The 26,361-nt window shown below is 53.2% G+C and carries 20 protein-coding genes, 2 tRNA genes, 1 pseudogene and 1 CRISPR repeat array; of the genes and pseudogenes, 14 read left to right on the top strand and 9 right to left on the bottom strand.

All coding sequences use genetic code 11. From position 1 onward, the window contains the following. Nucleotides 1-3: 3 nt before the first annotated feature. Nucleotides 4-1,506: an ABC transporter substrate-binding protein gene (locus HMPREF1255_RS01640; protein ID WP_036916722.1), complete on the bottom strand. Its 1,503-nt coding sequence runs from the start codon at nucleotides 1,504-1,506 to the stop codon at nucleotides 4-6. Between the two features lie 153 nt (nucleotides 1,507-1,659). On the opposite strand from HMPREF1255_RS01640, the gene HMPREF1255_RS01635 reads away from it, so the two are divergent. The 9 genes and pseudogenes from HMPREF1255_RS01635 (at nucleotide 1,660) to cas2e (ending at nucleotide 11,034) form a co-directional block, all read left to right on the top strand. After that, nucleotides 1,660-1,733: transfer RNA gene (locus HMPREF1255_RS01635), tRNA-Met, on the top strand. 227 nt (nucleotides 1,734-1,960) lie between these two features. Continuing rightward, nucleotides 1,961-4,759 (top strand): CRISPR-associated helicase/endonuclease Cas3, encoded by a 2,799-nt coding sequence (locus HMPREF1255_RS01630; protein WP_024110945.1) that lies wholly within the window; start codon nucleotides 1,961-1,963, stop codon nucleotides 4,757-4,759. 174 nt (nucleotides 4,760-4,933) lie between these two features. Next, a pseudogene (casA, locus tag HMPREF1255_RS10020) lies at nucleotides 4,934-6,547 on the top strand (type I-E CRISPR-associated protein Cse1/CasA). Next, complete coding sequence (gene casB / locus HMPREF1255_RS01620) at nucleotides 6,547-7,197, top strand: type I-E CRISPR-associated protein Cse2/CasB (protein WP_016456254.1); 651 nt, start codon at nucleotides 6,547-6,549, stop codon at nucleotides 7,195-7,197. The pseudogene casA and the gene casB overlap by 1 nt, the downstream one beginning before the upstream one ends. A gap of 8 nt (nucleotides 7,198-7,205) precedes the next feature. Continuing rightward, nucleotides 7,206-8,327 (top strand): type I-E CRISPR-associated protein Cas7/Cse4/CasC, encoded by a 1,122-nt coding sequence (gene cas7e, locus HMPREF1255_RS01615; protein WP_024110525.1) that lies wholly within the window; start codon nucleotides 7,206-7,208, stop codon nucleotides 8,325-8,327. A gap of 2 nt (nucleotides 8,328-8,329) precedes the next feature. Beyond that, on the top strand, nucleotides 8,330-9,058 hold the full coding sequence (cas5e, locus tag HMPREF1255_RS01610) for a type I-E CRISPR-associated protein Cas5/CasD (protein WP_024110924.1): 729 nt from the start codon (nucleotides 8,330-8,332) through the stop codon (nucleotides 9,056-9,058). Continuing rightward, the gene (gene cas6e / locus HMPREF1255_RS01605; protein WP_016456257.1) at nucleotides 9,033-9,680 is read left to right on the top strand and encodes a type I-E CRISPR-associated protein Cas6/Cse3/CasE; all 648 of its coding nucleotides are present in this window, start codon (nucleotides 9,033-9,035) and stop codon (nucleotides 9,678-9,680) included. The genes cas5e and cas6e overlap by 26 nt, the downstream gene beginning before the upstream one ends. Continuing rightward, nucleotides 9,647-10,693, top strand: coding sequence for a type I-E CRISPR-associated endonuclease Cas1e (cas1e, locus tag HMPREF1255_RS01600; protein ID WP_016456258.1), 1,047 nt, complete (start codon nucleotides 9,647-9,649; stop codon nucleotides 10,691-10,693). Before cas6e ends, cas1e begins: the two co-directional genes overlap by 34 nt. Next, a complete protein-coding gene (gene cas2e, locus HMPREF1255_RS09555) occupies nucleotides 10,690-11,034 on the top strand; it encodes a type I-E CRISPR-associated endoribonuclease Cas2e (protein ID WP_081636659.1) in 345 nt (114 codons plus the stop codon). Before cas1e ends, cas2e begins: the two co-directional genes overlap by 4 nt. A gap of 44 nt (nucleotides 11,035-11,078) precedes the next feature. Then, a CRISPR array of direct repeats spans nucleotides 11,079-14,218; the repeat unit is 28 nt; unit sequence GTGCTCCCCGCGCGAGCGGGGATGATCC. Nucleotides 14,219-14,279: 61 nt separating this feature from the next. Here the strand turns inward: cas2e and HMPREF1255_RS01595 are convergent. The 4 genes from HMPREF1255_RS01595 to dnaG form a co-directional block, all read right to left on the bottom strand. Further along, nucleotides 14,280-14,354 (bottom strand) — tRNA-Asn (locus tag HMPREF1255_RS01595). 75 nt (nucleotides 14,355-14,429) lie between these two features. Continuing rightward, on the bottom strand, nucleotides 14,430-14,912 hold the full coding sequence (locus tag HMPREF1255_RS09310) for a hypothetical protein (protein ID WP_024110965.1): 483 nt from the start codon (nucleotides 14,910-14,912) through the stop codon (nucleotides 14,430-14,432). Nucleotides 14,913-14,936: 24 nt separating this feature from the next. Next, nucleotides 14,937-15,734, bottom strand: a complete 798-nt coding sequence (locus HMPREF1255_RS01585; RefSeq protein ID WP_024110928.1) for a sigma-70 family RNA polymerase sigma factor — start codon at nucleotides 15,732-15,734, stop codon at nucleotides 14,937-14,939. A gap of 49 nt (nucleotides 15,735-15,783) precedes the next feature. Then, complete coding sequence (gene dnaG, locus HMPREF1255_RS01580; RefSeq protein ID WP_024110933.1) at nucleotides 15,784-17,646, bottom strand: DNA primase; 1,863 nt, start codon at nucleotides 17,644-17,646, stop codon at nucleotides 15,784-15,786. An 81-nt stretch (nucleotides 17,647-17,727) separates the two neighbouring features. On the opposite strand from dnaG, the gene HMPREF1255_RS01575 reads away from it, so the two are divergent. Beyond that, entirely contained in the window at nucleotides 17,728-18,495 is a 768-nt protein-coding gene (locus HMPREF1255_RS01575) for an ABC transporter permease (protein ID WP_016456292.1), read from the top strand. Here the strand turns inward: HMPREF1255_RS01575 and HMPREF1255_RS01570 are convergent. The 3 genes from HMPREF1255_RS01570 to HMPREF1255_RS01560 form a co-directional block, all read right to left on the bottom strand. Next, a complete protein-coding gene (locus HMPREF1255_RS01570; RefSeq protein ID WP_051112351.1) occupies nucleotides 18,492-19,562 on the bottom strand; it encodes an HD domain-containing protein in 1,071 nt (356 codons plus the stop codon). The genes HMPREF1255_RS01575 and HMPREF1255_RS01570 overlap by 4 nt on opposite strands. Nucleotides 19,563-19,656: 94 nt before the next feature. Further along, nucleotides 19,657-20,808, bottom strand: coding sequence for a tRNA dihydrouridine synthase DusB (gene dusB, locus HMPREF1255_RS01565; RefSeq protein ID WP_024110562.1), 1,152 nt, complete (start codon nucleotides 20,806-20,808; stop codon nucleotides 19,657-19,659). Between the two features lie 56 nt (nucleotides 20,809-20,864). Beyond that, the gene (locus HMPREF1255_RS01560) at nucleotides 20,865-22,250 is read right to left on the bottom strand and encodes a glycine--tRNA ligase (protein ID WP_016456295.1); all 1,386 of its coding nucleotides are present in this window, start codon (nucleotides 22,248-22,250) and stop codon (nucleotides 20,865-20,867) included. 166 nt (nucleotides 22,251-22,416) lie between these two features. Between HMPREF1255_RS01560 and HMPREF1255_RS01555 the strand changes: the two genes are divergently transcribed. From HMPREF1255_RS01555 to HMPREF1255_RS01540, 4 genes are read left to right on the top strand one after another with little or no spacing between them, the layout of a single operon-like run. Continuing rightward, nucleotides 22,417-23,466 carry a metal ABC transporter substrate-binding protein gene (locus tag HMPREF1255_RS01555; protein WP_231477440.1) on the top strand — a complete coding sequence of 350 codons (1,050 nt, stop codon included), beginning with the start codon at nucleotides 22,417-22,419 and terminating at the stop codon, nucleotides 23,464-23,466. Then, nucleotides 23,463-24,209, top strand: a complete 747-nt coding sequence (locus tag HMPREF1255_RS01550; RefSeq protein ID WP_024110736.1) for a metal ABC transporter ATP-binding protein — start codon at nucleotides 23,463-23,465, stop codon at nucleotides 24,207-24,209. Before HMPREF1255_RS01555 ends, HMPREF1255_RS01550 begins: the two co-directional genes overlap by 4 nt. A 2-nt stretch (nucleotides 24,210-24,211) precedes the next feature. Continuing rightward, nucleotides 24,212-25,186: a metal ABC transporter permease gene (locus tag HMPREF1255_RS01545; RefSeq protein WP_016456298.1), complete on the top strand. Its 975-nt coding sequence runs from the start codon at nucleotides 24,212-24,214 to the stop codon at nucleotides 25,184-25,186. Beyond that, nucleotides 25,176-25,586, top strand: coding sequence for a Fur family transcriptional regulator (locus HMPREF1255_RS01540; protein WP_024110724.1), 411 nt, complete (start codon nucleotides 25,176-25,178; stop codon nucleotides 25,584-25,586). Before HMPREF1255_RS01545 ends, HMPREF1255_RS01540 begins: the two co-directional genes overlap by 11 nt. On the opposite strand, the gene recO is transcribed toward HMPREF1255_RS01540, so the two are convergent. Next, a complete protein-coding gene (gene recO / locus HMPREF1255_RS01535) occupies nucleotides 25,583-26,326 on the bottom strand; it encodes a DNA repair protein RecO (RefSeq protein ID WP_024110532.1) in 744 nt (247 codons plus the stop codon). The two genes, HMPREF1255_RS01540 and recO, sit on opposite strands and share 4 nt — an antisense overlap. Between the last annotated feature and the right edge of the window lie 35 nt (nucleotides 26,327-26,361).

The raw sequence follows: 26,361 nt of genomic DNA, 5'->3' as shown, positions 1-26,361 counted from the left end.
GAGTTACTCGTTGATCGCCACGTTCGTCAGATCGAAGCTGAGATTAGTTGCGTTTGAGCTGATCCCAACAATTTCCGGCTTGGTGACGACCAAGTTGGGCAGCAGCCAAAGGAAATCGGCGCCAGCTTGGTCGGAAATTATCCTTGCGGCCTTCTTCAAAAGTTCAATCTGCTCTGGCTCTGGAGACTGATCGGCCTGTGCCATGACTTGACGTAGTTCTTCGTTATCGAAATGCCAGTAGTAGTCGGGGGTCGCGAAACGCACGATATCTCGCGGTTCCACGTGCGAAACGATGGTCAGATCGTAGTTCGACTTGACCATAACCTCATCGATCCAGCGCGCTGGAAACTCTAGCTGTTCGATGTTCAGCGTGATACCGACCTGGGAAAGAACGCTGGAGATGTAAGCGGCAGAGTCAGTGGCATACGGCAGTGTCGGTACGCGCATGGTAAGAGTCAAGCCGTCACCGTATCCAGCTTCGGCCAGAAGTTCTTTAGCCTTTTCTGGGTTGTAAGGATAGGCATCGGAAAGATCCTCGAACCAAGGCTCGAACGGTGGAACCATGGAACCGATCAGCGTTCCTTTTCCTGCCCAAACCGCGTCCAGTAGAGCCTGCCTGTCAATGGCGTAGTTGATTGCCTGACGGACTCTAAGGTCTTTGAGCAGCTCACGCTGCTGGTTCATTCCAAGAACAACCTCGCCATTGGTGTAGCCCTCTAGCACCTTGTACTGGTCGTTTTTTTCGAACTGTCCGAGAGCCTGCGGAGCAGTTACATTGCGGATGATGTCGATGCTGCCTGATGCCATCGCATTGTTCATAGCATTCGGGTCGGCAAAATATTTGAAGTTGACGCCGGCAACACGAGCTGGGGTACCCCAATATCCAGGATCACGGATGAGCCTGATTTCTTCGCCCTGCAGCCAAGTATCAAGTTTGTAGGGCCCAGATCCGACCGGCTGTGTTGCCAAGTCGCCAGAGTCAAGCGCCGCAGGGTCATAAATCACGCCGGCGGGGCCAGCCATGCTGTACAGCCAGAAGTTGCTTGGACGCTTCAACTTGAACTCAACAGTGTCTGAGTCTTTAGCCTCGACAGAATCGACTACTGCCATCTCTTTCTTACGTGTTTTAGAAGTATTCTCGTCGTTGATTATGTAGTTGATCGACTTCACTACCGCTTCAGCATTAACTGGAGCGCCGCTAGAGAACTTTGCCCCGGGGCGTAGCGTGAAGGTGTAAGTCTTGCGATCGCTAGAGATCTGGTAGTCGCTTGCTAAGAGCTTCTGTAGTTGTCCCTGATCATCTGTACGTACGAGGGTTTGGTAAACGTTATATAGGAGCGCCTCAGAGATAGCGGCAGCATCATTTGCCGATAAGTCCAACGTGCTTGGTGTGGTATGGGTGCCGACTATAAGAACCCTGTCTTGTGGGGCAACGTTGGAATTAGAGCCACACCCACTTAAGACTAGGAGCAATGCGACCAGGCACACCAAAGCTTTGCGAAACATGATCCTCCAAACGCTCATCGCGTATTACACCGACCACCAGGTGATTGTAGTCTTGGGATAGTTTAGCGCCTAACAACGTTAGGTTATACAGAGAATTCTCACTGCGCTTCAATTTTGCATTTTATAAAACATGCCTTATAGTTGATCAGACGCCGCGGGGTGGAGCAGTTCGGTAGCTCGCCGGGCTCATAACCCGGAGGTCGCAGGTTCAAATCCTGCCCCCGCTACGAAAAAAGAGGGATCCGCGCGGATCCCTCTTTTTATATCTGCCGCCAAGCTGAGATAATTCAGATACCTATATGTGGGGATGATCCCCGTTGTTTTGTTGATTCATCTTCAACTTACTTAAGTGTTCCTCGCTCCGGCGGGACTCTTTATCCACGGTAGGCCCGTTCAAATAGGTAAAGTTTTATTGTTAATGCCAATAAACGCTTAACAAGACAGGCGCACACCGATGTCCCAACTGCAAGAACCCATATACGCTTCAGCCTGGGCTAAATCAGATCGTTTCACCGGCGACTCGATGCCACTGATAACTCACTGCGAAGACACCGGAGCGGTAGCCGAGCTGTACTGGGAGCACTACCTTTCCGAATCATGCAAGCGCACGCTCGAGGAATGGCTGTCCACAAATGAAGTTTCTAATGACGCTAATCAACTAGCTAGAAAACTGGCTGTTTTTCTGGCCTCTTCCCACGATGTTGGAAAACTGTCGCCCGCATTTTCGATTCAAGTTGAGCCTTTGCGAGCAAAAATGGAATCGGCAGGCTTTCTATACACGAACCCGCTGAGCGAAAAAGAAAGGCGCTTCTACCGGCACTCCCTGATTTCTCAAACAGCTACTTCTGCCTGGCTCGAAAAGAAGTTCCCGTCTTCATCAGCACCCAGAATACGAACCATTGCATGCATTTCTGGCGGTCACCACGGAAATTTTCAGGATAAGTCTGCTTTACGCGAAGCTGATCCAGGATCAATAGGAACTGGGTCAGAACCGATCTGGCAGCAAGCCAGGGAGGCCTTACTCGAGGATCTCCAGGTAGCTTCGGGACTTACCGATGACGAGCTAAAAATGATCACAGAAGTCGGCTTGAGTCAACCCTGCCAAATCATCCTCACCGCCTTTGTGATCATCTGCGACTGGATAGCTTCCAACGCAGACTTGTTTTCATATCATTCTTCAAGCACTGCTCAGGAAAGAGCGCTCGATGCATTCAATAAACTCGAGCTTCCTCTCCCCTGGCTTCCGATGGTAACCAGTAATGATGAAGAACTTTTCATTAACAGATTCGAGCTACCAAAGGGCGCCGCGCCTCGCCCCGTCCAAAAAGAAGTAATGCGTGTTGCCCGTGAGATTCAACGTCCTTCGCTAATGATCGTTGAGGCTCCTACAGGTGAGGGCAAGACCGAGCTGGCATTTGCTGCCGCTGAAATCTTTGCCCAGCGTTTTGGCTCTAGTGGGGTGTTTATCGGACTGCCGACCCAAGCAACCTCGAATGCAATGTTTTCTCGAACAATCAAATGGCTTCAACACTCTGTTCCCAATGAGGACACAGCCTCTGTTAACCTCATGCACGGCAAGGCCCAATTCAATGATGAATTTTCAGATTTGAAGAGTTGGAATCTTCGAGCAATCGGTGAGAACAAAGACGACGCTTTGGAAGCTCACTGGTGGCTTAGCGGTCGAAAGAAATCTATCCTTGCAGATTTCGTTGTGGGCACTATCGACCAGGTTTTGATGGCTTCCTTGAGTTCAAAGCACGTAGTGTTAAGACTTCTCGGCCTTGCTAGCAAGGTAGTCATACTCGACGAAGTACATGCTGCTGACGAATACATGCAGGTATATCTTGACAGCACATTGAAGTGGTTGGGTGCTCTCGGAGTTCCTGTCATCGCTCTATCGGCTACCCTGCCCCCCAAACGTAGGGCTGAAATGCTCAGCGCTTACCAGCAGGGCAGACATGATTCAAAAGAAGAAATAGAGAACGTAAAACAATCAGCATTTTCTGTCAGCGGTTACCCCTTAATATCAGTCGCTGAAGCAGAGCTAGCCCCTAGAGTAGCTCCTCCTTCAGGCAGAAGCAGTTCGACCGCTATCGAATTTTTGGGAATTGAACCCGAAGAACTAGCCGCAAAAGTTATTGAAGAGACGAAGGCTGGCGGCTGCGTCGCGGTAATTCACAACACAGTAGGACGTGCACAGAAAACTTTTGGCCTGCTGAGAGAAACGCTTGGCCCCGAAGTCGTCTTGCTGCACTCTCGTTTTATAGCAACTGATCGTCTAGAACGTGAAGCGAAGCTGGTCAATCTTCTTGGCCCAAAGGGAAGTCGCCCGCGAAGACTCGTAGTGGTAGCTACCCAGGTAATTGAGCAGTCTTTAGACCTGGATTTTGATCTGATGATCAGCGACCTTGCGCCTATTGATTCTTTGATTCAACGAATCGGTCGGCTCCATAGACACGATCGATTGTCTTCAGATCGACCAGAACGCATGCGCTCCCCTCGCCTGCTCATTCCAGGATTGGAAGAAGCCAGTGAACAACCACCGGAACTGGAGAAAGGCTCTGCGATAGTCTACGGCGAGTCGCTTCTCTTGCGCACGCTTTCAACTCTGCACCATCATCTAGAAAGCTCAAAAACTTTGACCAGCCCCTCAGATGTGCCATTACTGGTTGAGCGGGCTTATTCGGATGATTTGGTGGCACCGTGTGGCTGGGAGGATATGTGGGCTGAGGCCGAGTCCATAAGGAGAAAAGAAATGTCTGCCGCTGTTGCACGAGCAGAGACAGGATTGGTGCCTAAGCCAGCCATAAAGGCGACCAGCCTGGATGGCTGGTCAAAAGCTAAAAAAGATGCCAACGAGAATGCATTCGCAAAAGCGGTGAGAGATATTTCCGACTCAATCGAAGTAATAGCTGTGGTGCGAGATTCCGATGGCGTTATTAGAACTTTGGACTGGCTAGACAAGCACGCAGACGAGCCTGTCGATCTAGGCGTCGGCTTGGATGATGACTTTGCAAAACACATAGCCCAGTGCTCTCTTCGGCTGCCCGCCTGGCTCGCTAAAGGAAAACTAGGAGATTTGGTTATTTCAGAGCTTGAAAAAGATGGCATCCCGTGTTGGCAAAGTTCATATTGGCTTAGAGGTCTGTTGCCATTGGTTCTCAACAGCGATCTGACTAAACAAGTGGGCAACTACCTGCTCCGGTACAGCAGAGATGTTGGATTGGTCGTCGAAAAAATTGAAGAATCTTAAAAAATATTTCCTAAACCGACTGATCCGTTCAAAAAATGTCAGTGCCGACAGCAAGACTGTAGATACCAAGTTGTTTGACGGCAATAGCGCCCGTTGGGCTCACTCTCCGTCAACAGCACCAACCTAGTAGACATGAAGCAAGTTAGATAGGAGCAACCGTGAAAGTGGATAGAGATGAATGAATCCAGATTCAATGTGATTGATCAGCCCTGGATCCTCGTCAAAGATGTTGATGGCGCTCAGAAAACGGTCTCTATGCGTGAGCTTTTTCAACGTGCCCACCAGTTCGAGTGTCTGGCTGGCGAGTTACCTTCCCAAGATTTCGCTATATTAAGAATCCTTCTGGCTGTGCTCTACAGGGTTTTTGACGCTGAAGACCATGATTCCCCGACAGAGGAATGGGGAGAAATCTGGGAGAGGTCTGATCTGCCAGTAGATGAAATTAGCGAATACTTAGACAAATGGTACGACCGATTTTATCTTTTTGACGACGCCCGGCCATGGCTTCAGGTTGCGGATCTAGAAAGCACAAGTGGCAGCACAAAGCCAGTTGATTTGCTAATTCCAGATTGCCCAATTGAAGGCGGGCTATTTTCGATGCGTAGGGACTATGAGAGCATAACGCCGGCTGAGGCTGCACGTTGGCTGGCTCATTGCCACGCATATGATATTTCCGGCATCAAAACCGGAGCTGTCGGCGACGGCAGAGTTAAAGGCGGAAAAGGCTATCCGATCGGAATTGGTTGGGCTGGCTGGCTAGGTGGAATCGTCGTCACAGGAAGCAATTTGCGAGAAACTCTGCTCCTCAATCTTGTCTTCGCTCGTGAGCATGACGAACGGGACGTCCCGATCTGGGAAGAGCCTCCGCTTACCTCTGCGCAACGCGAAGATGCTCAGGCTCATGGCCCGGTGGCACTATTTACCTGACCACAGCGAAGAATACGGCTCTTTCAGAATTCAGCCGGTGACGTATCAGAAATTTTGATTTGCAATGGTGATCCGATCGCCTATCAGTCCCAAGACAGCAACGAAGTTATGTGTGGTTGGAGGCTAAGCGCTCCCCAAAGCAAGAAGTTCGGTCAAGACGTTTATATGCCGCGCCAGTTCGATCCATCAGAGACTCTGTGGCGAGGAATTAACGCTTTGCTTCCTACTTCTAAAGCGGACTCAAGCAACAATGATTTCAAGAACTGCCCGGTAATAGAATGGTCGGCTGATCTGGCCCTGGATGATATTCTGCCCAGAACTCAAATCACGAAGATCAAAACCGTTGGGGTTGTCTATGGCCCTCAGAGTGCTTCATGGGACGAGATATTTAGTGACGAGTTAGCATTCAACGTGCTGCTAGCTTCTTCGGAAAGCACTCGAGCAAAAGAAGCGGTTTACCTTGCTGCTGAAAGAGCTGCAGAAGCAGCCAGAATAGTTGGCCGCCTCGGCGGAAATTTGGCTACCGCTGCAGGCGGAGATCCGGAATCGGCTAGCGGTAAAGCGCGTTCGCTTGGCTTTTCGGAGCTAGACGCCCCCTTCAGAAATTGGTTGGCTGATTTTTCCCCTTCTGAAGATGTTAACGAGCAGCTAGCAGCCTGGACTTCTAAGGTTTACCAACTAATTCGTGATTTAGCTACGCAGTTAGTAGAAAACGCCGGCCCAGAAGCTTGGGTTGGCAGATCAGTAACCCAAAACAATACGACGAGGGTCTATTCCACTGGCCAAGCAGAGGTTTGGTTCCAACACGCTTTACAGAAAGCTCTTCCCCGCTCTAGCAAAACCCAGGAGGTAAATGCCTAATGGAAACACAAGAAAAAGATAAATCTGAGACAAGAGAATCGCTACACACCTTTTCTCCGAGCAATCACTCGAATCTCAGAAATTTTGTCTCTAGCAAAGCCCAGCAGCTTCAAGCTAACTATCTGAAACAAAACCCTAAGGCAAAAGCTAAATTGGCAGCTCTTCGAAAGAGCATTAACAAGCCTGTGGGCTCAGATCCTGAAACCTGGCAAATCGTTTTCGAAGATTTCCCTGAAAACCTAATCGGAAAAAGTGATGAGCCCAACAGATGGGAGCTGGCTGCTCATACAGCATTAGCGCTGTTTTCGCTGCACATGCAATCTGCAAAAAGCGCCCGTCATGTCTCTCGAGTGGGTCTTGGCCAAGCCATTCGCAAGCTAATAGACGCAGGAAGCCGAGACGACCAAGACTCGCCAGTAATGCGACGTTTCCACGCCTTAGGCACTGCGTCTACTTTCGCTGAGATTGCATATCACGCCAGAGGCCTTATTCAACTAATGCGCGCAAAAGATATTCCGCTTGACTACGGAATGCTCGCTCAAGATTTTGCAGACCTACTAGTCACATCCAGACAGAATTCTGTCCGGCTTCGTTGGGCTCGCCAACTCTATAAAGTCAATCGTCCTGAAGAAAAGCAAGAAAAAGAGTAGGAGTAATAATGACCAAGACTTACGTAGACATCCACGCTATCCAGACCGTACCGCCTAGCAACCTTAACCGAGACGATACAGGTAGCCCTAAAACTGCGATTTTTGGTGGCGCAAGAAGAGCACGCGTTTCCAGCCAGGCCTGGAAACGGGCGGTTCGGAAGGATTTCTCTGATTTTCTCGATCAGAACAAACTCGGCGAAAGGACTCTATTTCTCGCTGAGAGAATCGCTGAAGAAGTTAGAAATCTAAATCCGGAGTTAGCTGATACAGCACTAGACCTAAGCGTCGACGCTCTGAAGGCAGCCGGAATCAAGGCAAAAAAATCTGCCGTAAAGGTAGGAGGTGATGAAACAGTAGAGAGAGCTCAAACGGACTATCTAATCTTTGCTAGCCGCCCACAGATCCAAGCCATGGCAAAGCTAATCGCCGATTCCCCTGACACTAAATTAACCAAGAAAGAGGCAAAACAGGCTTTAACTGAAGGGGTATCTATTGACGTGGCCCTATTTGGCAGGATGATTGCTGACGATCCTGGACTGAATATCGATGCTTGTTGTCAGGTTTCTCATGCGCTTAGCGTGCACGCGGTAGACACTGAGTTTGACTACTTTACTGCTGTGGACGATAACGCCGAGGCAGGTAATGCTGGCGCCGGAATGATCGGTACTGTCGAGTTCAATTCTTCTACCCTTTACCGGTATGCGACAGTAAACGCACACGAACTAGCCAATGTTCTCGGCTCACCGGCAGCAGCAGCGGAAGCCACTTCTGCTTTTATCCGCTCTTTCGTAACAAGCATGCCTACCGGTAAACAAAACACTTTCGCTAATAGAACACTTCCTGAGTTCGTTTTAGTGACGATTCGTGAAGACCAGCCAATCAATCTGGTGGGAGCCTTCGAAGACCCTGTTGAAATAACTTCTGGGAGATCGGTAAAAGCAGCAGAACTTCTGGTTCAACAAGAACAAGAAATTCAAGAAGCATACGGCTCTAAGCCCGTTGCGGAGTTTGCTATAGCAGTGAAAGATTGCAAGGAAGCTCTCACTGATCATCCAGAAATAACTTCTTGCCCGCTCGACGAATTAGTTTCTAATGTCTCGTCTCTGGTCGCCAGCCGTAACCAAGGATAACTATGGCGACACTTTTATTGAGGCTAGCTGGCCCCCTCCAATCTTGGGGAGATGGCAGCCGTTTTAATCGCAGAAAGACAAGAACTGAGCCAACTAAAAGCGGAGTTTTCGGTCTTCTAGCGGCAGCACAAGGACGACGGCGTACTGATCCTATTGAAGATTTGCTATCACTAAAGTTCGGCGTTCGATGTGAGCAGCCTGGGAAAATTCTGAGAGATTTCCAAACAGAGATCGACTGGAGAAACGGAAAAGCTTTTCCACTCACCCACCGGTATTACCTAAGCGACGCGGTTTTCTTAGCAACTATCGAAGGGCACGATCACCTGATCGAGGCCTTGCATGACGCCTTGCTTAATCCGGTGTTTCCGCTTTTCCTTGGTAGAAGATCGTGCCCCCCGTCCGGCCGTATTGTCGTGGGGCTACGAGACGATAATTTCGTAGATGTACTCCACGAAGAGCCGATACGCGCATCGAGGCATTACTTAATGAAACTTGCTCCACAGATAAGGCGCGAAATAACCAGAGATGCACTCGACAATGAGCAACCACATGAGGCTGTTCGTGACGTACCGATTTCTTTTGACATTAGAAACCGTAGCTATGGCATAAGAAATGTTGTTAGGGAGTACAGCAGTCTTCTAGAAAATATGCACTCAAAGGTTAAAGCTAAGGATGATTTTATGTTGCTTGCTAAGGAGGTAGCCGATGTTTCTGAGCAAACTGGAAGTTAACCCTATGCGTAGGCAGTCGCGGCGTTTACTTAGCGATCCGCAGGCGATGCATGCAGTCGTAATGAAGACCTGTAACCCAAATGAGGGTGAGAGAATTCTTTGGCGCATTGATGAGACTGACTCATCAATTGATCTCTACATCGTCAGCCCGCAGACTCCTGATGTTTGCACTCTGAACGATCAGATAGGTTGGGAGAATCAGGACCCTGAAAGCGCTGATTATGATGGGCTGCTCAACTCACTCGAGAATGACCAGAAATATGCCTTTCGCCTTACTGCGAACCCAACTCATGTTTCTACTGAAAATGGCGTAAAAAAGCGTTATGGTCACGTAACTATAGAACAACAAAAGAATTGGCTCTTGCGTAAAGCATCACAGCATGGATTTAAAATTCGCAAATTGGGCAAACCTGAATTTGATGATCCACATGATCTCGTTGTCCACGATCGAAAGGTGAAAACATTCAGGCGCCAGGGAAAAACTGTGACCCTGAATGTTGCCTCCTTTTCGGGCAGCCTAGAGGTAACAGATGCCGAACTATTGCGAACAGCTCTAGTTATGGGCATTGGCAGAGCTAAAGCCTACGGATGTGGGCTGTTAACCTTAGCGAGACTATCTTGAGACCGATTCCTGGCGCTCGCCCTAGTGAGCTCAAAGAACTCACTAGGGTTCAGGATAGGCTCTCTTTTCTTTATGTTGAACACTGCATAGTTGAGAGAGATGCAAATGCGATCACATTTACAGACGATCGCGGTACTGTGCATATTCCGTCAGCTGCCTTGAGCGTGTTGCTACTAGGCCCCGGGACTAATGTCACCCACCAAGCGATGGTATTGATCGCAGACAGCGGCTCAACTGCTATCTGGGTTGGTGAACAAGGCGTCCGCATGTACGCTTCAGGGCGTTCTATGGCACGATCGTCCAGGCTGGTAGTAGAACAGGCCAGGCTGGTCTCGAACCGTTCTTTGCGTCTTCAAGTTGCTAGAGAGATGTATCAAATGCGTTTTAACGAAGACGTCAGCTCACTAACTATGCAACAGCTCAGAGGTCGAGAAGGAGCACGTGTTAGAGCCACGTACAGGAAATACTCGAAACTATACAAAGTCGATTGGGATAAGCGCGATTACGATCCAAACGACTTCTATGATTCGAATGATATTAACCAAGCCCTATCCGCTGCCAATGCCTGCCTATATGGTCTAGTGCACTCTGTCGTCGTTGCTCTCGGATGCTCCCCTGCTCTCGGCTTTGTCCACACCGGGCATGACTTGAGTTTTGTCTACGACATCGCTGATCTTTACAAGGCTGAGACCACTATTCCGATTTCGTTCAGCATTGTGAGTGAAAAACAAAGATTAGAAAAGACTGAATCTGATAGCGGATTATTTTCCGAACATTTTTTAGAAGACTTGACAGCTAAAATTCGGCATCGCATGCGAGACACTTTCAAGGAGACTCAGCTGATCACGAAGTGCGTAAAAGATATAAAACATCTTTTTGACACATCTGGAGAAAATAACGTCGAAGATTTAGAAGAAATAGAGGTCTTATCTCTCTGGGATGAAAAAGTTGGATCGGTACAAGCTGGCAAATCTTATAGTCCAGATTACGAAGACATGGAGCCACCATTTTGATTGTCCTAGTTTTAACCGCCTGTCCCAACGGCTTGCGAGGTTTTCTTACCAGGTGGCTGCTTGAAATCTCACCCGGAGTCTATGTAGGAAAATCTAGTGCACGCGTAAGGGATGCCATTTGGGCTAGAACTGTAGAGATGGTTGGCAGCGGAAGAGCCATCATGGTTGAGAACGCTCGAAACGAACAGGGCTTAACTTTCCGCACTCACCATCACGACTGGATTCCTGTGGACATCGACGGTTTGCAACTAATGCTAAGACCGAAAAAACAGAGCACCAACAGACTAAAGTCAGGGTGGAGTTTAGCTAGCCGAAGAAGGAAGGCAAGGAAATTAAAATAGCATTATTTCCCACATCTCCTAACTATTTTGCCTAGCCAAAAAGCGTGCTCCCCGCGCGAGCGGGGATGATCCGACTATTGGGCTGACATGTCCAGCGTCGAACTTGTGCTCCCCGCGCGAGCGGGGATGATCCTCAAACACGCCGGGGGTAAGCCTACTTAGAGCAGTGCTCCCCGCGCGAGCGGGGATGATCCCTTTCGACTGGCGCTTAAAGATGGCTTGCGCTCGTGCTCCCCGCGCGAGCGGGGATGATCCGATATAGTCCGTTATAACAATAGACAAGTTAATGTGCTCCCCGCGCGAGCGGGGATGATCCGTTCCTTCGCAAGTTTCAAATGCTTGTGCCGGTGTGCTCCCCGCGCGAGCGGGGATGATCCGACCCCACAGCGGCGGGTTAGTGATAATCTCGCCGTGCTCCCCGCGCGAGCGGGGATGATCCGAATGGGTGGGGGCGAAACGAGAACTAGGGGAGGTGCTCCCCGCGCGAGCGGGGATGATCCCGATGAGCGGGGTTATCGGCGACGACGCACAGGGTGCTCCCCGCGCGAGCGGGGATGATCCCGGCCAGGTGATCAATTATCCTAAACGGAAGACGTGCTCCCCGCGCGAGCGGGGATGATCCACACTTGGGGGTCGGTTTTGGTCATTCCCGGCCGTGCTCCCCGCGCGAGCGGGGATGATCCTAATGCGATCAGCTCGTGCCCAAGCGGGAGAAGGTGCTCCCCGCGCGAGCGGGGATGATCCGGCAAGCACCGACGCAGCGATAGGGACTTCCCGGTGCTCCCCGCGCGAGCGGGGATGATCCAAGGCCAAGGCTGAGCAAGAGGAAGTAGAGGACGTGCTCCCCGCGCGAGCGGGGATGATCCCACCTGCTCCTGCAGTTCCGGCTTGTACCAGATGTGCTCCCCGCGCGAGCGGGGATGATCCCCGCATTAGTGAGTCGTAGAACTCGTCTGCGGCGTGCTCCCCGCGCGAGCGGGGATGATCCCGGTGTCGTGCCACAACAAGCAGCGTTAGCGCTGTGCTCCCCGCGCGAGCGGGGATGATCCTCATGATCGCCCTCCTCGGTCCAGCCACAGACAGTGCTCCCCGCGCGAGCGGGGATGATCCCTCGCCCCAACCGCCGATAGTCTCCACCGATACGTGCTCCCCGCGCGAGCGGGGATGATCCTAGATGCGGGCAACAGGAGCGCCACGAGTAGCGGTGCTCCCCGCGCGAGCGGGGATGATCCCAGTTCTGGGCATGGGCGTTAGCGAACGGCATCGTGCTCCCCGCGCGAGCGGGGATGATCCGCCAGTTGTCTGCCCAACGGCGCATAGCGATAGGTGCTCCCCGCGCGAGCGGGGATGATCCCGCCTGCGTCGCTCGTCGCCATTGCCGTACTTGGTGCTCCCCGCGCGAGCGGGGATGATCCTAAAGACGAGCAAAACATCTTCGGATTCGCGCCGTGCTCCCCGCGCGAGCGGGGATGATCCGAAATCACAAAACTAGATCACACCAGACACGCTGTGCTCCCCGCGCGAGCGGGGATGATCCGCGGCGCGCCGGAAATACGCGGCGATAGCGTCCTGTGCTCCCCGCGCGAGCGGGGATGATCCCAGGTTAAGAATCGGCTGCTTAGCCTTCATGTCGTGCTCCCCGCGCGAGCGGGGATGATCCTTGATTGTTGAGCGCTTCGGCGCGTTTCCCTCGGTGCTCCCCGCGCGAGCGGGGATGATCCCATGTGAGGAGCCTCTCCGAGCGAGCGATCGACGTGCTCCCCGCGCGAGCGGGGATGATCCATATGGCAACGGGGAAGCTCGCCGCGTAGCCCTGTGCTCCCCGCGCGAGCGGGGATGATCCCTGCGGCTTACCAGTCTCGGCAACCTCAGCGAAGTGCTCCCCGCGCGAGCGGGGATGATCCCCTGTCGCGGCCTGCAACAGCCCATCAACCATCGTGCTCCCCGCGCGAGCGGGGATGATCCCCTGTCGCGGCCTGCAACAGCCCATCAACCATCGTGCTCCCCGCGCGAGCGGGGATGATCCAAGAATTTAGCCGAGCATTCGGTTCATTCTGGCGTGCTCCCCGCGCGAGCGGGGATGATCCGAGTCAGTCTCCTGCAAGGTAGGGCTATCGGGCGTGCTCCTTGCGCGAGCGGGGATGATCCCTACGACAAGTACGTCGATGGTTCTATCGCTGAGTGCTCCCCGCGCGAGCGGGGATGATCCGTCTCCGAGCCATGCCGGTATCAGCTGGATTTCGTGCTCCCCGCGCGAGCGGGGATGATCCCACGCACGCCCTATGGAGTCGCGACGCGGCACGGTGCTCCCCGCGCGAGCGGGGATGATCCTGGTCGACCGGACGACCCCGATCGCACAGCAGCGTGCTCCCCGCGCGAGCGGGGATGATCCCCCTGAATCGGTGCGGCTCATCTTTACCCACTTGTGCTCCCCGCGCGAGCGGGGATGATCCCAACACCGCAGGATCGACCTTGCTGGGCGCCCCGTGCTCCCCGCGCGAGCGGGGATGATCCGCTTCGGCGATTAGTTCGTGCCGGTATATGGGTGTGCTCCCCGCGCGAGCGGGGATGATCCTGGCCATGTCTATTGCGGTGATGCTGCTAGCTAGTGCTCCCCGCGCGAGCGGGGATGATCCGTAAAAGGAAGGGCACCCGCATCGAAAAAGGTGGTGCTCCCCGCGCGAGCGGGGATGATCCTCATGGCTTGCCTAGTTGTTATGGTTACGCGCGGTGCTCCCCGCGCGAGCGGGGATGATCCCTAAAGCTAAAGACTTGACACATTGCCTAACTAGTGCTCCCCGCGCGAGCGGGGATGATCCACGATACGCCTAACGGGGTAGAGGCGACGTTCAGTGCTCCCCGCGCGAGCGGGGATGATCCTCACTATCAGCGGGCAGCTCTTGCCAGACCACGGTGCTCCCCGCGCGAGCGGGGATGATCCTGTGTGGCCTGCGTGTCGGTGAGGCTGTCGCGCGTGCTCCCCGCGCGAGCGGGGATGATCCTAAAGCCGGTCATGAGCTCATGGCGAGGATCGAGTGCTCCCCGCGCGAGCGGGGATGATCCGTTGCCGTGTGCGTCGCTGGTTTGTTCCATGATGTGCTCCCCGCGCGAGTGGGGATGATCCGTTTACCAGGGGAAGAAGAACTGATTCCCAATTCGTTCCCCGCGCGATCGGGGATTTTCAGAACTTATTGATTAGACAGAAAATAAAAACCATCGTTTTACTCCAAAAACGATGGCTCACTTGGCTCCCCCGCCTGGATTCGAACCAGGAACCCTCTGATTAACAGTCAGATGCTCTGCCGTTGAGCTACAGGGGATCGCTCGGTGCAGAAAGAAACACTAGCAACATGTTGGCGAAGATTCAAAATCGACCGTTTCTGAGCCAGAAATACCTAGTTGTCGTACTCCTTCTGAATGAGTTTCGTCTTCTCGATTACACGCTTTTTGACCTTTTCATCTGCAAGATCCGTGGCGCCAAGAGCGTAGACCGTCCAAGTTATCTTGCCGCCGCTGGGCGCGCGACGGCCGGCAATCGTTACTTTTCCGAGACCGTCACCCAGATCGACGTTAGTTTCGGTGATTATCGATGCCCTTATTTTTTCGGCGAATACGAGGGGAAGATCTCCGGGATCATCTAGCTTTATACCGCCACGAACGCCGTCAAGCAGTTCCCAAGCTAGAACACCGTTTTTTGCGTCCCAAGATCCTGACTGGATCTCTTGCCAGGCGATGATGTCCCAACCAACTGAGCCAAGTAACGCAAAGTGATCTTCGAGAATGGCCGCTGTCCCCTTGAGGCCTTTAGCGGAAACAATGATTCTCGCTTTAGGCAATTTCTCGCGAAGGGCTTGCAGGTCGTCTCGTGATACTTTCATTTGCCTTCCAGTGTCTACCGTTGGTTACGCGGCTTGTTGAATGTAGCCACGAAGCTTTCTTAACGCTTTAAGTTCAATTCTACGTACGCTGCTGACGCTCAGTTGCATTTGCTCTGCGATGTAGTTCCTTGTCCTGCGTTTGCAGCCCAAACCGTAATGCATTCGGACTATCTGATTTTCTTTTTGGGTCAGCACGCTCGACCACCCAGGTGGCAGATCGGGTTTTTCAATTTTCAGCTCGACAATGTTTTCTGCCATCTCCGGGACAAGCTCAAGGTGCCGTCCTGCGCTCATCACCAAGTGCGCGTAAGCGCCTAGCTTTGCTTCTCTGGCGAACCTGCCTTCTGAGATTGTTTCGTCAGCTTCGGCTTGCCGTCTATTCCATGCTTTTCTTGCCTGCCATATTTTTCGTGCCGCACTAATAGAAGTATCTAGCTCTCCGCAACGTAGCGCAGCAGCTTGTGCCAGAACCCCATTTATTGTGTTCCAAGCGAAGGTGGTGAATCTATACCCTTTTGCCCAGTCCCAGCGTTTGATTGCCTCCCCTAGCCCGATGCACGCCTCTTGCAGCAACTCGTTGTTCGGCAGCCCTGCTTTTCGAGACCAGGCGTTGGCAAGTTTTGAAGCCAAACGCAGGTTGGCTCGGTATAGCGTGGATCTGGCGTCTTCGCCTAAAGCTATGACTGCTTCCAGCAATCCAGTGGGAACCGCGCTGCCCGAGTTAAGCAGGTGTTTTGCATATACGCCTGATTCGACAGTTTTGGCCAGTTCTATCTCTTCGGGATGGGTCAGTGGATCTATAGCTAGTTTGCAAATGCTCATGCCCTAAATTTTGGGCCGCGTGTTGAGCCAAAAACTTAGTTATCCACAGCTATTCTTCAACTCCGAGAGACTCAGCCTGGTATCTACGTCTATCGGTTTCGAGAGTTAGGAGTTGAGCAAAAAGATCTTTGTGCTCTTTAGGGTTTTGTACCGGGTTCAGGCGCTGCAGTTTTGAACGCAGATTGGCGAGTTTTCGGTTGGTGGTAATCAGCTTCAGCCTTGCCACGTATGCAGTTGCGTAATCCTCGCTGGGCTGAGCTAAGACTTCCTCAACGATCAACGAAAGCTGTAGCTTTCTGAGAGATTCGTCCTCGAGCGAATCGTTTACGGCTTGTGGCCAGTTACTTGCCTGGAAGCCAACGTTCAAGATGTTTTCAGCCAGCGCCCGGTAAGCGGGGTGCGTGAAATCTTCCGGGGTAAGACTATTCCAGGAAGTATCGAAAGTGGTAGGAGCCTGCAGCATCAGTTTCAGTGTGCCTCTTTCGACGCCGATTCTACGATCGTTCCTGTCGGGCATCGGCATCAGCGTCGCTGCGTTCTGTGCGGCGCTGATTTGAGCTGGCCTTCTGCGCCGCTGGTTTTCGGGCGGAATATTGACTCGGTTGGTTCTGTTAACTATCTGCCTAACGTCATTTGGATCCATGCCCACCATTTGGGCTAACTCACGCAAGTACCCGGGAATTAGTGATTGGTCCCTGACGGATTTAATCAAACCGGATGCTTCGCGGACCGCGTCGAGCCTGCCGTCTGCGCGATCAAGATCGTATTTGCTGACAATATTATCCATGACGAATCTATAGAGCGGAACGCGCCTACCGATTAGCTCTCGCACCGCGGCCTCACCGTGTTGAAGACGTAGATCACACGGGTCTAAACCGCTTGGTTCCACGGCGACGTAGGTCTGAGAAGTGAATTCCTGATCTAGATCGAAAACCTTTAGCGCCGCCTTCTGACCGGCCGCATCGCCATCAAATGTGAAGATTACTTCTCCGTGGAAGGCGTCGCTGGCACCCATCAGCCTTCTAATGAGACGAGCGTGACCTTCACCAAACGCAGTGCCGCAAGAAGCAACAGCGGTCTCTACGCCCGAAAGGTGAGCCGCCATGACGTCCGTGTACCCCTCGACGATGACCGCTTGGGCTTGTTTGCCAATCTGTCGACGCGCTAGGTCGAGACCGTAGAGAACATTAGATTTTTTGTAGACCGGCGTTTCTGGGGTGTTTAAGTATTTTGCAGGCATGCGATCATCGTCGAATACCCTTCTAGCGCCGAAGCCGAGCACGGAGTTAGCGGAGTCGCGGATCGGCCAAACGACCCTGCCCTGAAAATAGTCCCAACCGTTTTGGCGGATCAGGCCGGCTTGCACGAGGGTCTTGTCGTCGAAACCTGCATGGTTGAGGGCATTGTGCAACGCCCTACCACCTTTAGGCGCGTACCCCATGCCAAAGTGTCGGCAGGCTTGTTTGTTGAATCCCCTGCCCATCGCGAATTCACGGAATACATCGTTATCGGATTTTTCGATCTGGGAAGCATAAAAATCTGCTGCGGCGCCATTAGCGGCAAGAATCCTCGCCCTGGCCCCAACGTTGACGCGCGGCCCAGAGTCTTCAGTCTGTCTTAATTCGACCCCGACTTTGTCGGCGAGCAACTGAACCGCCTCGACGAAATCCAGATTGTTAATTTTGCGCAAGAACGTGATCACGTCCCCGCCTTCGCCGCAGCCAAAACAGTAGAAAAGCCCGCGAGAAGGGGTCACCTGGAAACTGGGCGTTTTTTCGTCGTGAAACGGGCAAAGGCCCTTCATGGAGTCGGAACCGGCAGGACGGAGCGTCACGTAGTCACTGACCACGCTAACGATATTTGCTCGCTCGCGAACAAGCGCTATGTCGTCGTTGCTGATAAGGCCTGCCATGGATTGAAGTCTAGCTAGCGAGAGAAACTATGGTTAGCCCAATCTGAATGAAAGACGAAACAGCCCGGCTAAAACGGCATAATGACAATCATGCAGATAGATCCGACCTGGCAGCTAGCAATCGCTCTGATTGCACTGTGCGCATTGGCAGCGACAGTTGCCAGGTTCGCGAAGCTAACTCTCAGCAAACAAATCATTATTGCCGCGATCCGCTCCATCTTGCAGCTCGCGGCCGTTTCATTCATAGTTGTGCTTGCGGTTCAGCGCTGGTGGAGTGGGCTGCTTTTCATCATCGCAATGTTCTTGTATGCGGTCTGGACAACAACTGGCACAGTAAAAAACAGGAACTCTTTCCTATGGGTTTGTTTGGCAATGGGCTCAGGTGTGCTGCCGGTTTTGGCGGTAATTTTCCTGTCTGAAACTGCCCCTTTTAACGGCTTTTCTTTGGTGCCGATCGGCTCAATCATCATCGGTAACGTGATGAAGGCTCAAACCCTCACCGGACGACGAATTTTCGGCACGTTAAGAGAAAATATCGGCATTTACGAGGCAGCCCTAGCTCTGGGTTTCAAACGCCCCCAAGCCGTCTGGATCGTCATAAAACCAGAACGCAAAGAAGCACTCATCCCGAACATCGACTCGACCAAAACCGCAGGCCTGGTGACGCTTCCAGGTGCTTTCATCGGAGTCCTGCTTGGCGGAGGAACAGCCCTGCAAGCAGGCGCATCACAAGTATTGGTACTGCTTGGCATCATGGCCGGCCAGGTCTGCTGTGTGGCAGTTTCCCATGAGTTGATTAAGAGGACGAAGCTGCTTCCTCCCCACCTCAAAGCAGCCCTACACCCCTAGGCTCCTCTTCCAATACCTTTAGGCAGCTTCGCAGGATCCCAGCCTAGGAGCTTCTCGGCTTGATCGAACGCAAACCGGTCCGTCATGCCCGACGTATAGATAACCGCGGCCTTAACCGGATCTTTTGGGTCTCTGTATGAATCTGGCAGGTAGGCAGGGTTATCGATGTAGAAACTTACGAGCGCCTGCAGAACTTTTATCACTGTCAACGACTGATCAAGAGACTCTTGTCTGGTGTAGATCTGGTCGTAGTTGAATCTACGCAAGGCGGCCATTGCCTCAAATATTTCCGCTGACATCGCCACTACGCCGTGCTTGTTAGTGGTGTCAATCACGGAGCGGATCAGCACAGACAACTGTTCACGACGGGATATGCCCAGCACACCAGAGATATCTGATGGCAGATCCGATTCTGAGACGACGCCGGCATGAATCGCGTCCTCGAGATCGTGGCAGCAATAAGCAATCCTGTCGGCCCAGCTGCAAATCTCACCCTCGACAGTGAAAGGAGCCGGCCTCGACCAAGAGTGATTACGGATTCCATCCAACGTCTCTTCGCACAAATTCAGATGCGCTAAAGAAACATCCGCACCCCAAGGCCCGTGATCGAATCCTTCTGGAATAAACATATCGAAGGCCTCCTCCGAGGCATGGCCTCCTGGACCATGACCGCAATCATGGCCAAGAGCCATGGCATCTGCCAGCGCAACGTTTACGCCTATCCCCCTGGCAATTGACGTAGCCACTTGAGCGACTTCGAGTGCGTGTGTAAGTCGAGTGCGCTGATGGTCAGTAGGGAAAACGACTGCCTGCGTTTTACCCGCTAGGCGTCGAAAAGGGGTCGAGTGGACGATTCTGTCCCTGTCTCGCTCGAAACACGTTCGCTCCGGATCTGGTTCTTCCGGGAGCGCCCGATTACCCGCACCTTTGGAAAGCGTCGCACCGGGTCGCAAAGTGGCGGCCTCTAACTCTTCCCTTGCTACGCGTCCTACCGTCTTTCCAGGTTCGAGTTCGGCATGCGTATCCTTATGCGCGGTGATGAATTCTCCACCACCATGGCCACTCATCGTTTTAGCCCATGCTTTCGTGCGGGAATTAGGTTCTAGCTTTGCCACACATCCAGCTTGCCACCTGAAGAAAGAAAATTCCTGCCTGCAGGAACTACCCGCCGTCGACGTGTTCTTCGGCACCGCTCATATCGAATCCTTCGACGCTGCGAGTTTCTAGCCAACCGTCTGGAAGCGCGACTCGTTTTGCTCGTCCTGTTCTTCCCCTGGTTTTCCCTAGCAGCTTCTCTGGAAACTCCATTTGCGGATCAAGCTGACTAACGAGATCGTCGTATTCGTCTAGAGTACTGACCATTCCGAAAGCGTGTCGCATTTCGCCGCCGATGGGGAATCCCTTGAAATACCAGGCAGTGTGCTTTCGGAAATCCGGCATACCGTGTTGCTCTCCCCTATATTTGATCAGCAGCTGGGCGTGTCTTCTGGCCAATGCAGCAATCTGCCCCAGGTTTGGCAGTGTAAGCGTCTGCTTGCCTGCCATTGCATCGGCGAGATCCCTGAATATCCAAGGCCTTCCTAAACAGCCCCTGCCCACTTCAACGCCAGCACAGTTGGTTTGCTTAACCATCTCAACTGCATCGGAAGCTTCCCAAATGTCTCCGTTGCCGATGACTGGAATATCAAGAAGCTCCACCAGATCTGCGATGGGCTCCCAGTTGGCGTGCCCGCCGTAATATTCGGATACTGTTCGCCCGTGCAGGCAAACCGCGGCGATGCCGACGTCCTGAGCGATCTGCCCGAAATCGCGATATGTGATGTGATTCTGGTCGATTCCGATTCTGGTCTTGGCGGTTACCGGAACCCCATATCGGTCTGCAGAATCTACAGCGGCCTTCAGCACAGCTCGCATCAAGTCGAGCTTCCATGGCAAGGCGCCACCCCCGCCTTTTCTAGTTACTTTAGGCACCGGGCAGCCAAAGTTGAGATCAATATGGCTGACGTTGAACGACTCGCACAATATGCCGACTGCGACATAGATGGACTCGGGGTCTGCGCCATAAGTTTGAACGCTCCTGAAGACCTCATTATCGGCGAACGTGAGCATGTCCGCGGTTTTCCAGTCACCCATCACTAGGCCTCGTGCCGTGATCATTTCGCACACGTACAGGCCCGCGCCCTGCTCTGCGCAAAGCTGACGGAAAGCGGCATTGGTTACCCCCGCCATAGGCGCGAGGATAACAGGAGTGTTTACGACTAGCGCGTCTGGGTTAGAAGGTGCGCTGAGTTTTAGCGGAGGTAGAAGATTCACTAGGCAAAAAGAAAAATAATGGGGGTGCGTTCCAAGGAACGCACCCCGGTTGATTATTAGCAGCCGATCAACTTGCCGGCCAGGAATTCCTTGACCTTGTCGATTCCGATGCGTTCCTGACGCATGGTGTCGCGCTCGCGGATCGTCACGGCATCGTCGTCAAGAGTGTCGAAGTCCACCGTGATGCAGTAGGGAGTGCCGATCTCGTCTTGACGACGATAGCGCTTACCAATTGCCTGTGCGTCGTCGAAGTCGACGTTCCAGTACTTACGCAGCTCAGCTGCTAGATCACGCGCCTTCGGAGAAAGCTTCTCGTTGCGCGAGAGTGGTAGAACAGCGGCCTTAACGGGCGACAGGCGCGGGTCTAGCTTGAGAACAACGCGTTTATCTACGCCGCCCTTAGTGTTGGGAGCTTCGTCTTCGGTGTAAGCCTCAACCATGAATGCCATCAAGGAACGGGTCAGACCAGCGGAAGGCTCGATCACGTACGGAATGTAGTGCTTGTTCTGAGCCTGATCGTAGTACTCGAGGTTAGTGCCGGAGTGCTCGGAGTGGGTCTTCAGGTCAAAGTCTGTGCGGTTCGCGATACCCTCGAGCTCACCGAAATCGCTGTTCTGGAATCCGAAGCGGTATTCGATGTCCACCGTGCGCTTCGAGTAGTGCGACAGCTTCTCCTGCGGGTGCTCGTAGAAACGCAAGTTTTCTTCGCTGATGCCCAGGTCCATATACCAGGCCTTGCGGTTATCGATCCAGTACTGGTGCCATTCCTCATCGGTTCCCGGCTCTACGAAGAACTCGAGCTCCATCTGTTCAAACTCACGGGTTCGGAAGATGAAGTTGCCTGGGGTGATCTCGTTGCGGAAACTTTTACCGATCTGGGCAATGCCAAATGGAGGCTTTATGCGCGAAGAATTGAGCACATTCTTGAAGTTCACGAAGATGCCTTGAGCTGTCTCGGGACGCAGGTAGTGCAGACCCGACTCATCCTCGACCGGACCGAGGGTGGTCTTGAGCATCATATTGAAGTCGCGAGGCTCGGTGTATTCGCCGCGGTTGCCGCAGCTTGGGCAAGGCACGTCGGTCAACGCAACGTCTTCCTCGGATATGTTCTTGCGAGCCGCAAATTCTTCCATCAACTGGTCTGCGCGCCAACGCTTGTGGCAGCTCAGGCACTCAATCAGCGGGTCGGTGAAGACTCCTACGTGACCGGAAGCAACCCAGACCTCTCGAGGCAAAATTACCGACGAATCCAAACCTACGACGTCACTACGAGAGGTGACCATATGCTGCCACCACTGACGCCTAATGTTGGTCTTCAGCTCTACACCAAGCGGGCCGTAGTCCCAGGCGGCACGAGTTCCGCCGTAAATCTCACCACAGGGGAAAACAAAACCGCGACGCTTACAAAGGTTGATTACCTTATCCAGCTTGCTTTCAGCCATTAAATCCTCATCTACGCAGGCCCCATTAGGGCTATTTCTCGATACCTGGCTGGCACCGAGCCTGGTCGGTGAAAGAACCGACACAACATATATAGGTTATCTGTTCGGCAATGTTGTCTCGAATCGAGTTTTTATGAATTTGAAAACTAACCAAAATAATATGAGAATGATTATCGTGTTTAACAAGTTTTTTAAGACTACATTCCTACTTTTCGCTGCCGGTTCGCTCGCACTAGCAACTGGCTGCTCCGCTGAATCAAACGAGACTTCTGCGCAGAAGCCAAAAATTATCGTCGGAGCATACCCATTCCAGTACGCAGCAGAGGCAATCGCTGGCGATAACGCGCAGGTGACGAACCTGCTCAACCCCGGAACTGATGCCCATGACCTCGAGCTAACAGCCAAGCAAGTATCTGCAGTTAAAGACGCAGACCTGGTGGTATACCAGTCCAAGTTGCAAAGCGCTCTCGATGACGCTGTAGCCCAGCAGTCCCCCAAGCACGTGCTGGACACCGCTGTTTTTCTGAAGCTTAGGCTGGCTAACAACGCCGACCACGAGCACGAAGAAGAACATTCCGAAGACCACGATCATGCCGACCACGACCACGCAGATCACAAGGACTCTGCTGAGCACACAGATCACGATCACAGCGAGCATGAAGAATCGGACGAGCACGGCGAACACGACCACGGAAAATACGATCCGCACGTTTGGCTCAACCCAATGAACGTTTCTGAGATTGGTCAACACATAGCTGAAGAGCTATCGAAGATTGATCCCGAGCACTCCGAGAGCTACAAGAACAATGCGTCGGCCTTGAGCGAGTCGATGAGCGAACTGGACGGCGAATTCTCCGCAGGCCTGCAGAGCTGCAAGATCGACACCTTCGTTACCAACCACGCAGCATTCGGATACCTCGCAGACAAATACAACCTGAAGCAGGTCGGGATCTCCGGGCTATCCACGGAAGAAGAACCCAGCCCCGCACGCATCGAAGAGGTCCACGAGATCGCCAAAGCCAGCAAAGTGACCACGATCTTCTACGAGCAGACGGTTTCCCCGAAGGTTGCCGAAACAATCGCTAGCGACCTCAAACTCAAGACCGACGTACTGGATCCTCTTGAAACCCTAAGTGACGGGTCAAGGGGCAGCGACTACGTTGAAGTTATGAAATCGAATCTTGAATCGCTCAGGAAAGCAAACAGCTGCAAGTGAGCGAAAAAGTAATTCACGCCGCCGGCGTTGACGTTTTCCTTGGTGATCACCAGATCCTCCATGGTGTGGACTTGGACGTCAACGCCGGCGAGGTCGTTGCACTCTTAGGAGGTAACGGCTCCGGCAAAACGACCCTGATTCGAACCCTGCTCGGGTTAATTCCGTATTCGTCGGGAAGCATCGAATTGTTCGGAAAAGATTTGGGGCACTTCCACGACTGGTCGAAGGTCGGCTACGTTCCCCAACGCGGATCGTTACAAGTCCCGTCGGCAACGGTCAGCGAAGTGGTGTTGCTCGGCAGACTCTCCAGGCACCCCTGGTTTGGCATCCCGAACAAGAAAGACCGGCTCGCCGTCTCCGACGCTCTCGAACGAGTCGGGCTGGGTGGCTACGAAAATCGCGCAATAGCGCGGCTCTCGGGCGGTCAACAACAGCGTGCGCTTATTGCGCGAGCACTTGCCGGGCACAGCAAATTATTGGTTCTAGACGAGCCGCTGGCAGCTCTTGATGTGCGCACCCAAACCGAGCTTGCTCACTTGCTGGCATCGCTCAACGAGCAGGGACTGTCCATTCTCACTGTTCTTCACGAGCTGGGGGCGATGGAGCCGCTTCTGCAGCGTTCCGTTGTTTTACAACTGGGCAGGGTCATCTATGACGGCAACCTGGTCTCCGGCCCCGGCTCGGAGCACTGCCCCGAAGACGCCAGGATGCAAAAGCATCTGAGAATTTTTGATCAGGATTAACCTTGAGCATCTTCACTTTAGATTTCATGATCAGGGCGCTGCTCGCAGCGACCCTCACCGGGCTAATGGCACCTGCGGTCGGCACATACATCGTGCAGCGCAGGCTTAGTCTTCTTGGTGACGGCTTGGGACACGTCGCAATCGCGGGTGTTGGCCTAGCCTTGATGACTGGTCATGCCCCCGTTCCTGTCGCAGTTGCCATCTGCGTCGTTGGGGCTATCGCTATCGAGTTGCTCCGCCAAAGCGGAAAAGCAACCGGTGATGTTGGCCTAGCTATTCTCTTCTATGGGGGTCTGGCTGCGGGAGTGTTGATGGCTGGTATCGCAGGAAAAGGGGCTGGGACTCTATCGCAATACCTGTTTGGCTCGCTAACCTCTGTTGACTCGACCGATCTGAAAGTCGTCGCGATAATGGCCGCGATAGTTCTTGCCTGCTCGTTGGGAATGGCACCGCAGCTATTCGCAGTATGCGCGGACGAGGATTTCGGGCGCAGCCAGGGCGTTCCGACCAGAATATTCAACATTCTGATCGTCGTTTTAGCCGCCATAACCGTGGCCGTATCAATGCGAACGGTTGGGCTCCTGTTAGTTAGCGCGATGATGGTCGTTCCCGTCGCAACTAGTTCAAACATCGTTTTAGGCTTTAAAAAGTCCTTGGTTTTTTCGATGCTGATCGGCCTGTTCACGTCCGTCGGTGGAGTGACATGCTCCTACTATCTAGACACTGCTTCGGGCGCTACTATTGTGGTGTTGGCTATCCTTGTCTACATGGCTAGCCTACCAATCAGCAGCTTCATCCAGCGCCGTCACCGGAAAGCTCCGCAAGAACAACCTGCGGAAGTCTTCCCGAGGGCAGAGGAACACGAGTCGCTAGAGCAGGCGAAGAACTACCCAGCCATGCTGCACGGCGACCATGTCGATTATCTTCACAATGGTCACCGGCATGCACCGCACGGAGACCACTTTGATGAACACTGACAGAAGAAATTCACCCAGCCAAGCACCTCGCCAGACCAAACGCCGCAAGCTAATCGCCGCGACCATTGACGAAAGTAAAGAGTTTTTAACCGCTCAGCAGGTTCACGCCCAGCTTCGTGACGCGGGCGAATCCGTTGGCCTGGCTACTGTCTACCGGGCATTGCAGTCCATGGCCGAAAACAACGAGGTCGACTGGATCCGCAATGAGGAAGGCGAGGTCGCCTACCGTTCTTGCTCAGACGAGCACCATCACCACTTAATCTGCCGGGGATGCGGGAAAACCATCGAGGTGTTCCCCAACTGGCTAGAGAATTGGACATCAGAGGTAGCTGCCAAGCACGGTTATACACAGCCCGAACACCTACTAGAGATCTGGGGTCTTTGCCCTGACTGTAGCTAGCGGCGATCCACCATCGGAAGCGCCCGAAGCTCACGCTCCAGGTGCCAGTTAACGAAGGCCGACACCAAACCGCTGACTTCCGCTTGCGTATGAGGGCTTACCGACCTGGTTGTAGGCCAATCGCCGGTGAGCAATGAAATCATCAGCCCCCAAGCCGCCCCGCTCGGTTTCGCTGCCCCCGGCGGCTTGCAGGAGACACAGACCGCTCCTCCACTTTCTGGGGAGAACCATTCCAGCGGTCCAGCCGCCCCGCAATGGGCGCAATCAGACAAGGAAGGCGCATAGCCTGCAAGCGATAGTGAGCGCAGCAGGAAAGAATCAAGGATCATTGCCGGAGGCCTGGGACCATCCGAAGTGCGCCAGCCCAGTGCCCACAAAGCACCAACCAATAATCGGTACTGACCGATAGCAGGTTCCCCCTCCACTGTCACTAGCCGATCGGCGGTTTCGAGCATCACCTGGCCCGCAGTGTAGGCAGGATAGTTGGTTGCCAATGGACGTCCGAATGCATGAAGGGTCTCACATTGCGCCACCACATCAAGGTTTCTACCAACGGCGAATTGCACATCAATATGGCTGAAGGGTTCGAGCCGTGCCCCAAATTTGGAGGAGGTCCTTCTGACTCCCCTGGCGACCGCCCTAATTTTGCCGCGCGAACGAGAAAGCAGCGTGATGATGCGGTCCGACTCACCAAGTTTGTGGGTGCGCAGGACGACTGCTCGATCTCGATACGTAGGCATTTACTCCATTGTGCCCACCAACGACAAACTAATTC

Origin of the sequence: Propionimicrobium sp. BV2F7 (assembly GCF_000510445.1) — a bacterium.
GTDB lineage: Bacteria > Actinomycetota > Actinomycetes > Propionibacteriales > Propionibacteriaceae > Propionimicrobium > Propionimicrobium lymphophilum.
This window is presented reverse-complemented; position numbering and strand designations above follow the sequence as displayed.